14 protein-coding genes are annotated in these 15,816 nt (G+C 60.0%); 10 read left to right on the top strand and 4 right to left on the bottom strand.

The window, feature by feature from the left end; genetic code table 11:
- Positions 1–63: 63 nt before the first annotated feature.
- Both FQ185_RS06595 and rpmE read right to left on the bottom strand, forming a co-directional pair.
- A complete protein-coding gene (locus FQ185_RS06595; protein ID WP_149416801.1) occupies positions 64–864 on the bottom strand; it encodes a thermonuclease family protein in 801 nt (266 codons plus the stop codon).
- Positions 865–878: 14 nt separating this feature from the next.
- Positions 879–1,112: a 50S ribosomal protein L31 gene (rpmE, locus tag FQ185_RS06590; RefSeq protein ID WP_149416800.1), complete on the bottom strand. Its 234-nt coding sequence runs from the start codon at positions 1,110–1,112 to the stop codon at positions 879–881.
- A gap of 302 nt (positions 1,113–1,414) precedes the next feature.
- On the opposite strand from rpmE, the gene FQ185_RS06585 reads away from it, so the two are divergent.
- The 10 genes from FQ185_RS06585 to FQ185_RS06535 all read left to right on the top strand — a co-directional run bounded on the left by FQ185_RS06585 (position 1,415) and on the right by FQ185_RS06535 (position 14,327).
- Positions 1,415–3,634 carry a primosomal protein N' gene (locus FQ185_RS06585; protein ID WP_149416799.1) on the top strand — a complete coding sequence of 740 codons (2,220 nt, stop codon included), beginning with the start codon at positions 1,415–1,417 and terminating at the stop codon, positions 3,632–3,634.
- A gap of 252 nt (positions 3,635–3,886) precedes the next feature.
- Positions 3,887–5,623, top strand: a complete 1,737-nt coding sequence (gene argS / locus FQ185_RS06580; protein WP_149416798.1) for an arginine--tRNA ligase — start codon at positions 3,887–3,889, stop codon at positions 5,621–5,623.
- 1 nt (position 5,624) lies between these two features.
- Positions 5,625–6,329: an SPOR domain-containing protein gene (locus FQ185_RS06575; RefSeq protein WP_149416797.1), complete on the top strand. Its 705-nt coding sequence runs from the start codon at positions 5,625–5,627 to the stop codon at positions 6,327–6,329.
- Positions 6,330–6,480: 151 nt separating this feature from the next.
- The gene (gene hslV / locus FQ185_RS06570; protein WP_007899242.1) at positions 6,481–7,011 is read left to right on the top strand and encodes an ATP-dependent protease subunit HslV; all 531 of its coding nucleotides are present in this window, start codon (positions 6,481–6,483) and stop codon (positions 7,009–7,011) included.
- 55 nt (positions 7,012–7,066) lie between these two features.
- Complete coding sequence (gene hslU / locus FQ185_RS06565; protein ID WP_149416796.1) at positions 7,067–8,407, top strand: ATP-dependent protease ATPase subunit HslU; 1,341 nt, start codon at positions 7,067–7,069, stop codon at positions 8,405–8,407.
- A gap of 117 nt (positions 8,408–8,524) precedes the next feature.
- Positions 8,525–8,902, top strand: coding sequence for a gamma-butyrobetaine hydroxylase-like domain-containing protein (locus tag FQ185_RS06560; protein WP_149416795.1), 378 nt, complete (start codon positions 8,525–8,527; stop codon positions 8,900–8,902).
- A gap of 259 nt (positions 8,903–9,161) precedes the next feature.
- A complete protein-coding gene (gene phaC, locus FQ185_RS06555; RefSeq protein WP_149416794.1) occupies positions 9,162–10,841 on the top strand; it encodes a class II poly(R)-hydroxyalkanoic acid synthase in 1,680 nt (559 codons plus the stop codon).
- Positions 10,842–10,980: 139 nt separating this feature from the next.
- Positions 10,981–11,835 (top strand): poly(3-hydroxyalkanoate) depolymerase, encoded by an 855-nt coding sequence (gene phaZ / locus FQ185_RS06545; RefSeq protein ID WP_149416793.1) that lies wholly within the window; start codon positions 10,981–10,983, stop codon positions 11,833–11,835.
- A gap of 129 nt (positions 11,836–11,964) precedes the next feature.
- A complete protein-coding gene (gene phaC / locus FQ185_RS06540) occupies positions 11,965–13,647 on the top strand; it encodes a class II poly(R)-hydroxyalkanoic acid synthase (protein ID WP_149416792.1) in 1,683 nt (560 codons plus the stop codon).
- Between the two features lie 59 nt (positions 13,648–13,706).
- A complete protein-coding gene (locus FQ185_RS06535) occupies positions 13,707–14,327 on the top strand; it encodes a TetR/AcrR family transcriptional regulator (protein ID WP_149416791.1) in 621 nt (206 codons plus the stop codon).
- A 176-nt stretch (positions 14,328–14,503) separates the two neighbouring features.
- Here FQ185_RS06535 and FQ185_RS06530 read toward each other — a convergent pair whose 3' ends face one another.
- A complete protein-coding gene (locus tag FQ185_RS06530) occupies positions 14,504–15,382 on the bottom strand; it encodes a phasin family protein (protein WP_149416790.1) in 879 nt (292 codons plus the stop codon).
- Between the two features lie 10 nt (positions 15,383–15,392).
- On the bottom strand, positions 15,393–15,815 hold the full coding sequence (locus FQ185_RS06525) for a phasin family protein (RefSeq protein WP_149416789.1): 423 nt from the start codon (positions 15,813–15,815) through the stop codon (positions 15,393–15,395).
- Position 15,816: the final 1 nt, after the last annotated feature.

Below are 15,816 nucleotides of genomic sequence, written 5' to 3'. Positions count from 1 at the left end.
GAGCCGCGGAACATAAGGGATAGACTGTTCACAATCAGTATAAAAAATGTCTACAATTTTTTATCACTGCGCCATCTGAAGCATCGCCGGGTCGGTCAATGGCAGAAGCCAGCGTGCCTGCCCCTCTTTAAGGCCGCCACGGCGCGAACGGTCCACCACCCAACCCCGAGCCTCGATCTGCTTGCCCTTCAGCCGCTCAAGCGCCGCGAGATCGAACCGCCCCAATAAATTGGGTGCAACGCGCAATACAACCGAATCCTGCAACTCGATCCAAACTCCGCCGCGATTGCGCTGAACCTTGCTTACACGACCACTGAGCACGGCGAAACCGGACGCATTGATCTGCTCCGCTTTCAGTACAGACGGCTGGCGCCACAACCCGAGCCCGGCCTGACGCGCACTGCGTTCCGCCGCTTGCTGACAGTCGACCAAATCCACATTCGGCGCCACCGCCACTTGAAAACCGAGACCTTCGACGAGCATTTGCGCTTCAAGGTTGGCGCCATCGGAGCTGTAGACATGGGCCAATGTGCGGCCGTAATGGTCTTTGCTCTCTTTGCCGGGCAGTAATCCGACCCGCCCGCCGCTGGCCGCTACCAGCGCTTTCAGGCGTTCGCGCGCAGCCACGGCGAACGGCTCATCGGAACGGCCTTTCTTGCCCAGCTCCGGCGTATTCAAACCGATCATGCGCACGCTGCGACCGTCGGTCAGGCGCAGCGTGTCACCATCCACCACCCGCTCCACCAGGACCTTCGTCAGATCGCCAGGCGCCGGGCAAAAGGCCTGGGCGCTGGAAATCCAAATCGCAGACACAAAAAAAGCGCCCGCAAGGGACGCCTTTTTCATCAGCAAGGAAAAGCCCATCGGGCCTTTCAACCTTACTCTGCAGCAGCAGGAGCTTTGGTTTTGCCAAAAGCACCGAAACGGTCTGCGAAGCGCTGTACACGGCCGCCAGTATCCAGAGTCTTCTGCTTACCGGTGTAGAACGGGTGGCACTCGTTGCATACGTCAGTACCCAGTGGCTTGCACAGGTTCGAACGAGTTTCGAACTTGTTGCCGCAGCTGCAAGTTACTGCGATGGTTTCGTACGCTGGATGGATATCGGCTTTCATGGTGTATTCCTCAGGCTAGTGTGCCGCCACTCAACACTATTGTTGAATACCGCACATAATTAGGCCGCGGATTCTACCAGACCTTTGCGATCACGCAAGCTGTCGCTTCTACCGACCGTCTGCTAGGCTCGCGCCCCAAATGCTGATCATCTGCACGCAAACCTGTGGGAGCGGGCTTGCCCGCGAAAGCGTCCTGACAGTCAATGAAGATGGCGGCTGTATGGGCCTCTTCGCGGGCAAGCCCGCTCCCACAGGGATTGCGCTCAGCCTTTCTTACTGCCCGCCCAGAGAGAATCCCCCGCGTGCCCGACGCCATTTTGCGCCTCGCCCTGCCTTCGCCCCTGCGCCGCCTGTTCGATTACCGTGCCCCGGCCGGAGTCCTGCGTGCCCAGTTGCAGCCGGGCATGCGCCTGCGGGTGCCGTTCGGCCGGCGGGAGATGATCGGGATTCTGGTGGAGGTGACCGATCACAGCGAAGTGCCGGTAGAAAAGCTCAAGCCAGCCCTGGCCTTGCTCGATGCCACACCGCCGCTGCCGCCCGCACTGTTCAAACTGTGCCTGTGGACGTCTCAGTATTATCAGCACAGCCTCGGCGACACCTTGAGCTGGGCGCTGCCGGTATTGCTGCGACAAGGCGAACTGGCCGAAGCACGGCAGGAACGCTTCTGGTCCGCGGCGCCCGGCGCCAGCCTTGATGACCCGCGCATCGCTCGCGCCCCGCGTCAACGGGAGGCCCTGGCAACCCTGGCCCAACATCCCCACGGCGTCGCCCATCAGTTGTTGAGCAAACTGATGCTGAGCAAGGACAGCCTGGATTTGCTGCTGGCCAAGGATCTGGTGCAAGTCGAAATCCGCAAGCACGCCCCCGACGCCCGCCACGAACACTGGCTGGCGCAGCCGGAGTTGCCGCTCAACCCGGAGCAACGCGCTGCCTATGAAGCGATTCGCGCCGGGTTCGACAGTTATCACGCCTTCCTGCTGGCCGGCGTCACCGGCAGCGGCAAGACCGAAGTCTATTTGCAGCTGATCCGCGAAACCCTTGAGGCCGGCGAACAGGCGTTGGTGCTGATTCCGGAGATCAACCTCGGCCCGCAGACCCTGGCGCGCTTCGAACAGCGGTTCAATGCACGCATCGCGCTGATCCACTCGGCGGTCAACGATCGCGAGCGCCTCGAAGCCTGGCTCGCCGCCCGGGACGGTGAAGCCGACATTATTATCGGCACCCGTTCCGCGCTGTTCACGCCGATGAAGAACCCCGGCCTGATCATCATCGATGAAGAGCACGACGGCTCCTATAAACAGCAGGAAGGTTTGCGCTATCACGCCCGCGACCTGGCATTGGTACGCGCCCGGCAGGAAAACATCCCGATTGTCCTCGGATCCGCCACGCCGTCGCTGGAAAGCCTGCATAACGCCTACACCGGCCGCTATGGGCTCCTACGCCTGAACGAGCGCGCCGGTGGCGCCAAGCAACCACGCTTCCTGCGGCTGGACGTGAAAAGCCGTCCACTGGACAGCGGCATTTCCGGGCCGATGCAACAAGCCATTGGACAGACTCTCGCCGCCGGCCAGCAAGTGTTGGTGTTCCTCAACCGTCGCGGCTTTGCGCCGACCCTGCTGTGCCACGACTGCGGCTGGATGTCCGAGTGCCAGCGCTGCGATGCCCGAATGACCGTGCACCAACGTTCCGGCGAGTTGCGCTGCCACCATTGCGGCTACGTGGAACGCGTGCCCCGGCATTGCCCGAAATGCCGCAAGGTCGACTTGCGTCCCGTAGGCGCAGGCACCGAACGCGCCGAAGAACGGCTGGGGATTCTGTTTCCAGACGTCCCGGTGTTGCGAGTCGACCGCGACAGCACTTCGCGCAAAGACGCGATGAATCAGCTGTTCGCGACGATTCAAAAGGGCCAGCCATGCATTCTGGTGGGCACGCAGATGCTTGCCAAAGGGCATCACTTTCCACGGGTGACGCTGGTGTCGATTCTCGATGCCGACGGCGGTCTGTTCTCCGGCGACTTCCGCGCCAGCGAGCGCATGGCGCAGCTGATCGTCCAGGTTGCCGGGCGCGCGGGCCGGGCTGAAGAGCCGGGCAAAGTGATCATCCAGACGCACCTGGCCGACCATCCGCTGCTGGTGCAACTGACTGAGCAGGGCTATTTCGCCTTTGCCGAACAGGCCTTGAGCGAACGTCGCTCGGCGGGCCTGCCGCCGTTTGCGCACTTGGCGCTGCTGCGGGCCGAAGCGCACAAACCGGGGCAAGCTGAAGGTTTTCTGGATGAGGCGTGCAGCGAGGCCGAGCGTTTGCTGGCCGAACAGAACCTGACCGGGATTGAACTGCTAGGGCCGGTGCCGGCGCCGATGGAACGCCGGGCCGGGCGTTATCGTGCGCAATTGTTATTGCAGGCCACGGCCCGGGCGCCGCTACATCGGTTATTGAGCAGTTGGTTGCTGGCTTTGGAACAGATGCCGAGCGGGCGGGCGGTGCGTTGGTCTTTGGATGTCGATCCCGTCGATTTGTATTGATTTTTGAGATCGCCATCGCGGGCAAGCCCGGCTCCCACAGGGTCTGTGGTGTTCACATGTTTTGCGTCATAACACTAACCCTGTGGGAGCGGGCTTGGTCCGGGCGGCGTTCCGACGAAGGCGTCCGAATGGTCACCACATATCCATAACCTGGCCGCTATAGTTGGCAAGCCCGTCTTCGCAACGGATAATGCCCAGTTTTTCCACTAGCGCATCCAGGCGCCGCCGCGCTTGCGGTCGAAAGAGAACACCATGAAAGACACCATTCGCCAGCTGATCCAACAAGCCATCACCCAACTCGTCAACGAAGGTGTGTTGCCTGAAGGCCTGTCGCCGGCGATCCAGGTGGAAAACTCCCGTGACAAGACTCACGGCGATTTCGCCAGCAACATCGCGATGATGCTGGCCAAGCCGGCCGGCATGAAGCCGCGCGACCTGGCAGAGAAAATCATCGCCGCGCTGCCGGCCGACGAAAACGTCGCCAAGACCGAAATCGCCGGCCCCGGCTTCCTGAACTTCTTCCAGAACACCCAGGCCCTGGCCACTCGCCTGGACGCGGCGCTGGCCGACGATCATATCGGCGTGCGCAAGGCGGGTCCGGTGCAGCGCACTGTCGTCGACCTGTCGGCACCGAACCTGGCCAAAGAGATGCACGTCGGCCACTTGCGCTCGACCATCATCGGCGACGGCGTGGCGCGGGTACTGGAATTCCTCGGCGACGAAGTGATCCGGCAGAACCACGTCGGCGACTGGGGCACCCAGTTCGGCATGCTGATGGCGTATCTGCAGGAAAACCCGATCACCAGCGACGAGTTGTCGGACCTGGAAAACTTCTACCGCGCCGCCAAGCAACGCTTCGACGAATCCGAAGAGTTCGCAGATCGCGCCCGTGGCCTGGTGGTCAAGCTGCAAGCCGGCGACCCGGACTGCCTGGCGTTGTGGACCAAGTTCAAAGACATCTCGCTGTCGCACTGCCAGAAAATCTACGAACTGCTGAACGTCAAACTGACCATGGCCGACGTGATGGGCGAAAGCGCCTACAACGACGACCTGATCAACGTGGTCAACGACCTCAAGGCGGCCGGCCTGCTGGTCGAAAGCAACGGCGCCCAGTGCGTGTTCCTCGACGAGTTCAAGAACGCCGACGGCGACCCGCTGCCGGTGATCATCGTCAAGGCTGACGGCGGTTACCTCTACGCCACCACCGACCTGGCCGCCGTGCGCTATCGCAGCGGCGTACTGAAAGCCGATCGCGCGTTGTACTTCGTCGATCAGCGTCAGGCCCTGCACTTCCAGCAAGTGTTCCAGGTCGCGCGCCTGGCCGGTTTCGTGACGCACCCGATGGAAATGGAACACATGGGCTTCGGCACCATGAACGGCGCCGATGGCCGTCCGTTCAAAACCCGTGACGGCGGCACCGTGAAGCTGATCGACCTGCTGACCGAAGCCCAGGAACGCGCCTACACCCTGGTGAAGGACAAGAACCCGGAGCTGGCCGAAACCGAGCTACGCAACATCGCCAAGGTCGTGGGCATTGGCGCGGTGAAATACGCCGACCTGTCCAAGCACCGCACCAGCGACTACAGCTTCAACTTCGACCTGATGCTGAACTTCGAAGGCAATACCGCGCCGTACCTGCTGTACGCCTACACCCGCGTGGCCGGCGTGTTCCGCAAACTCGGCAAGGACTTCAGCGAAGTCGAAGGCCAGATCGTCCTCGAAGCGGCGCACGAACATGAACTGGCGGCCAAGCTCGCGCAGTTCGGCGAAGTGCTGAACAACGTTTCCGACAAAGGCACGCCGCACACGCTGTGCACGTACCTGTACGATGTGGCCGGCCTGTTCTCCAGTTTCTACGAGAACTGCCCGATCCTCAGCGCCGACACCCCGGCGCAAATGCAAAGCCGTCTGCGCCTCGCCGCGTTAACCGGCCGCACTCTCAAGCAAGGCCTGCAACTCTTGGGTCTGGAAACTCTGGAGCGTATGTAAGTTGGCTGCCAAGAAAAAACCTGCACCCAAGCGTGGCGCCAGCCGTTACCAAGCTCCTGCAAAGCAACCGATCCCGGGCTGGCTGTGGATGGCCATCGGCCTGACGGTCGGCGCGTTCATTGTTTTCCTGATGAAGCTGGAACCGGGCAAGGGCAGCGAGAGCGTCAAACGCGAGAGGATCGAGCAGCAGAAGGCCAAGATCGTCGAGGCCAACAAGACCCCGCCGAGCCCGACGCAACCGGTGAAGCCGAAGTACGACTTCTACACCCTGCTGCCGGAATCAGAAGTGATCGTGCCACCGGATGCCGTGCCGGAGAAAACCCTGCCGACGCCACAAGTGCCGGCCATTCCGACGACGCCGGTCACGCCGGAACAAGCGGCGAAGATCGATACCGCGCGGGCTCAGGCCGCGCTGGCCGGGATTACTCCGCCACCAGCGCCGCCGGTTTCAAAAGCAGCGCCGGTGACCAAGTTCTTCCTGCAGGCCGGCTCGTTCCGCAAGGAGGCTGACGCGGACAAGGTGCGTGCGCAGATCATCCTGCTGGGGCAGGCTGTGGCGGTTGAATCCGGCACCGTTAAAGACGAGACCTGGTACAGGGTTCTGGTCGGTCCGTTCAGCAATCGCGAACAACTGACCACCGCCCAGAAGCAACTGGCCGGCAGCGGGTTCAGCAACCTGCTGTTACAACAACGTCAAAGCCGCTGACCCCCTCCTCCGATCGTTCCCACGCTCTGCGTGGGAACGATCATCTTCAACACCGCTCGTCCCCTCTCCCGCTCTACAGTTGAAAAACGCACCACCACCCCCATATGAGTTGGCATAAGGCATTTTCGCCCCGCTGCGTGGAGACTCTCCCTTGACCACCATCGTTTCAGTTCGCCGCCACGGCAAAGTCGTCATGGGCGGCGACGGCCAGGTTTCTCTCGGTAATACCGTGATGAAAGGCAACGCGAAGAAAGTTCGCCGCCTGTACCACGGCCAGGTAATCGCCGGTTTTGCCGGGGCCACCGCTGACGCCTTCACCCTCTTCGAGCGTTTCGAAGGCCAGCTTGAGAAACATCAGGGCCACCTGGTTCGTGCCGCTGTCGAACTCGCCAAAGAATGGCGCACTGACCGCTCCCTCAGCCGCCTCGAAGCGATGCTTGCGGTCGCGAACAAAGACGCCTCCCTGATCATCACCGGCAACGGCGACGTGGTCGAACCCGAAGAAGGCCTGATCGCCATGGGTTCCGGTGGCGGTTACGCCCAGGCCGCCGCCAGCGCCCTGCTGAAGAAAACCGATCTGTCGGCCCGCGAAATCGTCGAAACCGCCCTCGGCATCGCCGGCGACATCTGCGTATTCACCAACCACACCTTCACCATTGAGGAGCAGGACCTCGCCGAGTAAGCCTGTTTTGGCCACCACGCCACGGCTCACTTTTACCTGAGGACCGCCAATTACTATGTCCATGACTCCCCGTGAAATCGTCCACGAACTCAATCGCCATATCATCGGCCAGGACGATGCCAAGCGCGCCGTCGCCATCGCGCTGCGTAACCGCTGGCGCCGGATGCAGCTGCCTGAAGAGCTGCGCGTTGAAGTGACTCCAAAGAACATCCTGATGATCGGCCCGACCGGTGTCGGTAAAACCGAGATCGCCCGTCGCCTGGCCAAACTGGCCAACGCGCCGTTCATCAAAGTCGAAGCCACCAAGTTCACCGAAGTCGGCTATGTCGGCCGCGATGTTGAATCGATCATTCGTGACCTGGCTGACGCGGCAATCAAACTGCTGCGCGAACAGGAAATGACCAAGGTTCGCCACCGCGCCGAAGACGCCGCCGAAGAACGCATCCTCGACGCCCTGCTGCCACCGGCACGCATGGGTTTCAGCAACGACGACGCTGCTCCGGCCGGCGATTCCAACACCCGCCAGCTGTTCCGCAAGCGCCTGCGCGAAGGTCAGCTGGATGACAAGGAGATCGAAATCGAAGTCGCCGAAGTGGCCGGCGTCGATATCTCCGCGCCACCGGGCATGGAAGAAATGACCAACCAGTTGCAGAGCCTGTTTGCCAACATGGGCAAGGGCAAGCGCAAGAACCGCAAACTCAAGGTCAAGGAAGCGCTGAAACTGGTACGCGACGAAGAAGCTGGTCGCCTGGTCAACGAAGAAGAGCTGAAGGCCAAGGCGCTGGAAGCGGTCGAGCAGCACGGTATCGTGTTCATCGACGAAATCGACAAGGTTGCCAAGCGTGGTAACTCCGGTGGCGTCGACGTGTCCCGCGAAGGCGTGCAGCGCGATTTGCTGCCGCTGATCGAAGGCTGCACCGTCAACACCAAGCTGGGCATGGTCAAGACCGACCACATCCTGTTCATTGCCTCCGGTGCGTTCCACCTGAGCAAGCCGAGCGATCTGGTGCCTGAGCTGCAAGGTCGTCTGCCGATTCGCGTCGAACTCAAGGCCCTGACCCCGGAAGACTTCGAGCGCATCCTCAGCGAACCGCATGCCTCGCTCACCGAGCAGTATTGCGCACTGCTGAAAACCGAAGGCCTGGTCATCGAGTTCCAGCCGGACGGTATCAAGCGTATTGCCGAGATTGCCTGGCAGGTCAACGAGAAGACCGAGAACATCGGCGCCCGTCGCCTGCACACGCTGCTTGAGCGCCTGCTTGAAGAGGTGTCGTTCAGCGCCGGTGATCTGGCCAGCGCCCACGACGAAAAGGCGATCTTGATCGACGCCGACTACGTCAACAGCCACCTGGGCGAATTGGCGCAGAACGAAGACCTGTCCCGTTATATCCTGTAAGCCAAGCGACCCTCTAGGAGCACAGCTTGCTGGCGATGGCGCACTTGAAATCGCCATCGCCAGCAAGCTGTGCTCCTACAGGAGTCAGACCACGCGCCTACAGACGGACTCCAGGTCATGACCCAACTCCCCACCGATATCAAACTGCACAAAGCCTCGAAAACCCTGTCGCTGAAATACGCGTCGGGCGAGGAACATCACCTGCCCGCCGAGTTCTTGCGCGTGCACTCTCCTTCCGCCGAGGTCCAGGGCCACGGCAAACCTATCCTGCAATTTGGCAAGATCGGCGTAGGCCTGAGCAAGGTCGAGCCGGCCGGTCAGTACGCACTGAAATTGACCTTCGACGATGGCCACGACAGCGGCCTGTTCACCTGGGAATATCTGTACCAGTTGGGCGTGCGCCAAGAGGATCTCTGGAACGATTATCTTGCCGAGCTCAAAGCCGCCGGAAAGACCCGCGACCCGAACGAATCGGTCGTCAAGCTGATGCTCTAGCTCAGGCCTTTCGCTCATTAGAAGGCATTTTCTAATTCCATCTGTTTGAATGCTCCGCTTCTGGGCCGACGATTGGCCTGCTTGCGAAAAAAATTAAACTCGGGTAACCAATGGAACTGGCAAGTTCCCTGCAGTGCTCTCTGCGATAAAACAGCAGCGATGCAGAATTAACGGTCACCCGAGCAGTAGTACCTGGCATTGGCTGTGTGACAGCACAGCTGGACTCAGGTACTCGTCTCAGGACAATGGAGCGTCGTAGATGAGTAACAAGAATAACGATGACTTGAAGTATCAAGCCTCGGAAAATACCTTGGGGCTGAATCCTGTCGTTGGGCTGCGTGGAAAAGATCTGCTGGCTTCCGCTCGAATGGTGCTGAGACAGGCCATCAAACAACCGATTCACAGCGCCAGGCATGTCGCCCATTTCGGTCTTGAACTGAAGAACGTGTTGTTCGGCAAATCCGAGCTGCAACCGGCAAGCGATGACCGTCGCTTCGCCGACCCGGCCTGGAGCCAGAACCCGCTCTACAAACGTTATTTGCAAACTTACCTGGCGTGGCGCAAGGAGCTCCACGACTGGATCGACGACAGCAACCTCCCGCCCAAGGACGTCAGTCGCGGGCATTTCGTGATCAACCTGATGACCGAAGCCATGGCCCCGACCAACAGTGCGGTCAACCCGGCGGCGGTCAAACGCTTCTTTGAAACCGGCGGCAAAAGCCTGCTCGATGGCCTTTCGCATCTGGCCAAGGACCTGGTACACAACGGCGGCATGCCGAGCCAGGTCAACATGGGCGCATTCGAAGTCGGCAAGAACCTGGGCGTGACCGAAGGCGCGGTGGTGTTTCGCAACGACGTGCTGGAACTGATCCAGTACCGGCCGACCACCGAACAGGTGCACGAGCGCCCACTGCTGGTGGTGCCGCCGCAAATCAACAAGTTCTATGTTTTCGACCTGAGCCCGGACAAGAGCCTGGCGCGCTTCTGCCTGCGCAACAACATGCAGACGTTCATCGTCAGCTGGCGCAACCCGACCAAGGAGCAGCGCGAGTGGGGTCTGTCGACCTACATCGAAGCGCTCAAAGAAGCGGTCAACGTGGTCACCGCGATCACCGGCAGCAAAGACATCAACATGCTCGGCGCCTGCTCCGGTGGCATCACCTGTACCGCCCTGCTGGGCCACTACGCCGCGATCGGCGAGAAGAAGGTCAACGCGCTGACCTTGCTGGTGAGCGTGCTGGACACCACCCTGGACAGCGACGTGGCGTTGTTCGTCGACGAGCAGACCCTCGAAGCTGCCAAGCGTCACTCCTATCAGGCGGGTGTGCTGGAAGGCCGCGACATGGCGAAAGTCTTCGCCTGGATGCGCCCCAACGATCTGATCTGGAACTACTGGGTCAATAACTACCTGCTGGGTAACGAACCGCCGGTGTTCGACATCCTGTTCTGGAACAACGACACCACACGGTTGCCGGCAGCATTCCACGGCGACCTGATCGAAATGTTCAAAACCAACCCGTTGATCCGCCCTGATGCACTGGAAGTGTGCGGTACGCCGATCGACCTGAAGCAGGTCACGGCCGATATCTTCTCCCTGGCCGGTACCAACGACCACATCACCCCGTGGAAGTCCTGCTACAAATCGGCGCAACTGTTCGGTGGCAAGGTCGAGTTCGTATTGTCCAGCAGCGGGCATATCCAGAGCATTCTGAACCCGCCGGGCAATCCGAAATCGCGCTACATGACCAGCGTCGAGATGCCGGTCAAGGCTGAGGAGTGGCAAGAAAACTCCACCAAGCACACTGATTCCTGGTGGCTGCACTGGCAGGCATGGCAGGCCGAGCGTTCGGGCAAGCTGAAGAAGTCTCCGGCCAGCCTGGGCAACAAGGCTTATCCGGCGGGCGAGGCCGCACCGGGCACCTACGTACATGAGCGGTAACTGATACCTGTGAGAGCGAGCTTGCTCGCGATGAGGTCATTACATTCAACATTGATGTCGACTGTTAGACCGCTATCGCGAGCAAACTCGCTCCCACAATAAAGATGAGATAGCGATACCACCCCACAGGGCCTGAAGCATGCCGCAACCGTTCATATTTCGTACCGTCGACCTGGATGGCCAGACCCTCCGGACGGCAGTACGCCCCGGCAAGCCTCACTTGACCCCTTTGCTGATTTTCAACGGCATTGGCGCCAACCTGGAGCTGGTGTTTCCGTTTGTCGCCGCGCTGGACCCGGACCTGGAAGTCATTGCTTTCGATGTGCCCGGTGTCGGCGGTTCGTCGACGCCGAATCGGCCGTATCGTTTTCCGGGCCTGGCGAAACTCACCGCGCGGATGCTCGATTATCTCGATTACGGGCAAGTCAACGTGATCGGCGTGTCATGGGGGGGCGCCCTCGCCCAGCAGTTCGCTTACGACTATCCCGAGCGCTGCAAGAAACTCGTGCTGGCGGCCACGGCGGCTGGTGCAGTGATGGTGCCGGGCAAGCCGAAAGTGCTGTGGATGATGGCCAGCCCACGACGCTACATCCAGCCGTCTCATGTGATCCGCATCGCACCGATGATCTATGGCGGCGCGTTCCGGCGCGATCCAACGCTGGCTGCCAGTCATGCGGCGAAAGTCCGCTCGGCGGGCAAGCTCGGTTACTACTGGCAGCTGTTCGCCGGCCTCGGCTGGACCAGCATTCACTGGCTGCACAAGATTCATCAGCCGACCCTGGTGCTGGCCGGCGACGACGATCCGCTGATCCCGCTGGTCAACATGCGATTGCTCGCCTGGCGGATTCCCAATGCTCAGTTGCACATCATCGATGACGGGCATCTATTCCTGATTACCCGGGCCGAAGCAGTGGCACCGATCATCATGAAATTCCTCCAGGAAGAACGGCAGCGCGCAGTGATGCATCCGCATCCGGCGCCATTGGGCGGTTAATCAACCCTGGCTTTGGGTGATGAAAAGCGGTCGGCAGGACGCCGCGCCGCGCAACAACCCGTAACAGCGTCTATGGTGTTCTGGTTCGGTGTATCTGTATTTGGCCTGAAGACGAAGGAGTGTTGATTCATGCGCGAAAAACCAGCGAAGGACTTTTTGCCCACTCCCGCCGCGTTCATCAACGCACAGAGTGCGATTACCGGCCTGCGTGGCCGGGATCTGTTTTCGACCCTACGCAGCGTTGCCGCCCATGGCTTGCGTAACCCGGTGCACAGCGCTCGACACGCTTTGAAGCTGGGCGGCCAACTGGGTCGCGTGCTGCTGGGCGAAACCCTGCACCCGACCAATCCGCAGGACAATCGCTTTGCCGACCCGGCGTGGAGCCTCAACCCTTTTTATCGCCGCAGCTTGCAGGCTTACCTGAGCTGGCAGAAGCAGGTCAAACACTGGATCGACGAGAGCAACATGACCCCGGACGATCGCGCCCGTGCCCACTTCGCGTTCGCCTTGCTCAATGACGCCATGGCACCGTCCAACAGCCTGCTTAATCCGTTGGCGATCAAGGAAATCTTCAACTCCGGCGGCAACAGCCTGGTGCGAGGTATCAGCCACCTGGTCGACGACTTCCTGCACAACGACGGCCTGCCCAGACAAGTCACCAAACAGGCGTTCGAGGTCGGCAAAACAGTCGCCACGACTACCGGCTCAGTGGTGTTTCGCAACGAGCTGCTGGAGCTGATCCAGTACAAGCCGATGAGCGAAAAACAGTATTCCAAACCGCTGCTGGTGGTGCCGCCGCAAATCAACAAGTACTACATTTTCGACCTGAGCCCACACAACAGCTTCGTCCAGTTCGCCCTGAAGAATGGCCTGCAAACCTTCATGATCAGTTGGCGAAATCCTGATGTGCGTCACCGCGAATGGGGTTTGTCGACCTACGTCGAAGCGGTGGAAGAAGCGATGAACGTCTGCCGGGCGATCACCGGTGCCCGCGAGGTCAACCTGATGGGCGCCTGCGCCGGAGGGCTGACCATTGCTGCGCTGCAAGGCCATTTACAGGCCAAGCGGCAATTGCGCCGCGTATCCAGCGCGACGTACCTGGTGAGCCTGCTCGACAGTCAGATGGATTCTCCGGCGACCCTCTTCGCAGACGAGCAGACCCTTGAGGCAACCAAGCGTCGCTCCTATCAGAAGGGTGTGCTGGACGGTCGCGACATGGCCAAAGTCTTTGCCTGGATGCGTCCCAACGATTTGATCTGGAGCTACTTCGTCAATAACTACCTGCTGGGTAAAGAGCCGCCGGCGTTCGACATTCTCTACTGGAACAACGACAACACGCGTCTGCCGGCCGCCCTTCACGGCGACTTGCTGGACTTCTTCAAATACAACCCGCTGGGTCGTCCGGGTGGACTGGAAGTGTGCGGCACGCCGATCGACTTGCAGAAAGTCACCGTCGACAGCTTCAGCGTGGCGGGCATGAACGACCACATCACACCGTGGGATGCGGTGTATCGCTCGACCCTGCTGCTGGGTGGCGAACGGCGCTTCGTGCTGTCCAACAGCGGCCATGTGCAGAGCATTCTCAACCCGCCCACCAATCCGAAAGCCAACTACGTCGAGAGCGCGAAACTGACCAGCGACCCTCGGGCCTGGTATTACGACGCCAAACAAGTCGATGGCAGTTGGTGGACCCCATGGCTGGACTGGATTCAGGAACGCTCGGGTGCGCAAAAAGAAACCCAGATGACCCTCGGCAACCACAACTATCCACCGATGGAAGCGGCACCGGGCACTTACGTGCGCGTGCGCTGACTGGCAACGAACCACGGCCAGAGTTGGCCGTGGCATGACTCGACCATTAAGAAGACTGGATGAAAACCCGCGAACGGATTCTCGAATGTGCCCTGCAGTTGTTCAATCAGAAGGGCGAACCGAACGTTTCCACCATGGAAGTTGCCAACGAAATGGGCATCAGCCCTGGTAACCTCTATTACCACTTCCACGGCAAGGAACCGCTGATCCTCGGTCTGTTCGAACGCTTTCAAGCCGAGCTGGCACCACTGCTCGATCCACCTGCCGATGTAGAACTGGCACCGGAAGATTACTGGCTGTTCCTGCACCTGATCGTCGAACGCCTGGCCCACTACCGGTTTCTGTTCCAGGACCTGTCGAACCTCGCCGGGCGCCTGCCAAAACTGGCCAAGGGCATACGCAATCTGCTCAACGCATTAAAGCGCACGCTGGCTTCATTGCTCGCGCGATTGAAAGCTCAGGGGCAGTTGGTCAGCGACACTCAGGCGTTGGGTCAGCTGGTGGAGCAAATCACCATGACGCTTCTGTTCTCGCTGGACTATCAGCGGATTCTGGATCGTGAAGGTGAAGTGCGATTGGTGGTGTACCAGATCATGATGCTGGTCGCGCCGCACTTGCTGCCGCCGATCAAGGTTGCGACCGAGCAGTTGGCACTCCAATACCTCGAAGAACACGAATAACCCCTGTGGGAGCGAGCCTGCTCGCGAAAGCGGTGTGTCAGTCAGCATAGAGGCCGACTGACAAATTGCATTCGCGAGCAGGCTCGCTCCCACATTGGTTCTGTGGTGTTCATGAATCCGTGCACAAACAAAAACGCCCGACCTTTGCAGGCCGGGCGTTTTCTTGAGCCCTGAAATCAGGACTGACTGGTTGGCGTCGATGGAGCTGGCGCGGCAGTCGGGGTTACAGCAGGGGTCGGCGCGGCAGCAGAGTTCGAGGTGCTGACCGGAGTTGCCGGTTTGGCGACAGCCACTGCTGGTTTTGGTGTAGCCGCTTTCGCTGCTGCCGGTTTTTTCACTGCAGGCTTCTTCGCTGCGGCAGGTTTTGCCGCTGGCTTGGCTGCAGGTTTGGCCGATGCGCTTTTCGTTGCCGGCTTAGCCGCTGCAGGTTTTGCTGCTGATTTAGCCGCAGCTTTTGCAGCGACCGGTTTGGCCGCTGCCTTGGCTGCTGCAGGTTTAGCTGCGGCAGTTTTGGCAGCAGGCTTGGCTGCGGCTTTCGCTGCTGGTTTGGCAGCCGGTTTAGCGGCAGCTTTAGCCAGCGGCTTGGCAGCAGACTTCGCTGCTGGTTTGGCCGCCGCGGTTTTCGCCGCAACAGGTGCCACTTTGGCACCGGTGAGTTTTTCGATCTGCTTGGTCAGCGTATCGACCTTGCTGTGCAGCGCTTTCACTTCATTACGGCTTGGAACACCCAGGCGCGAAATGGCGCTGTTCAGGCGCTTGTCAAAAGCACCTTCCAACTCATCCCACTTGCCCAGTGCACGATCTTTCACGCCGCTGATGCGCGACTTGGCCGACGAGGCAGAGTCCTTGGCAGCATCGACTTTCTTGCCGACAACGCTCTTGGTGAGCTTCTCGGCTTTCTCGCCGTCTTTAACCAATGTATCGAAGAGCTTGCTGCCGTCAGTGTCGATCTTCGAGTACACGCCTAAACCAGCCAGCCAGATTTTGCGGGAGTAGTCTTCGACTTTCCCGATCCACGAGCTGCCTTCTTTTTCGGTGTTCTTTTTACCAGCCATCCCGTTCTCCTTAAGATTTACGCGCGACGCGTTCGAGCAATGCCGTCAGCTCATCGAGCTTGGCAGAGAGTGTCTCAACGTCATGTTTAGACGGAATGCCGATACGATTCAAGGTACTTGCGACACGCGAGTCAAAAGCCTTCTCGACCTTGTCGAGTTGAAGTTCGACCTTGCCTTTGAAAGTGCTTACTTCACTCTTGGCTTCATCGATCTCGGCATTGGCCGCTTCAAGTTTCTCGGCAACTACTTTTTTGCCTTTACTTTCAACCGCTTGACCAGCCTCTATCAGCTCTTGAAAGTACTCGCCGCCCTCTTGGCCGACCTTGGTGTAGGCACCCAGGCCTGCTAGCCAGATCTTGCGAGCGTAGGTTCTAACGTCGCTCAGAGCAGCTGTCGAAGCGTCGATTTTTTTCTTCAAAATAACTTTGGCCATG

Source organism: Pseudomonas sp. ANT_H12B (assembly GCF_008369325.1).
Taxonomy (GTDB): Bacteria; Pseudomonadota; Gammaproteobacteria; order Pseudomonadales; family Pseudomonadaceae; genus Aquipseudomonas.
The sequence above is the reverse complement of the archived record's forward strand: the minus strand, read 5'-3'. Positions and strand labels throughout refer to the sequence as shown.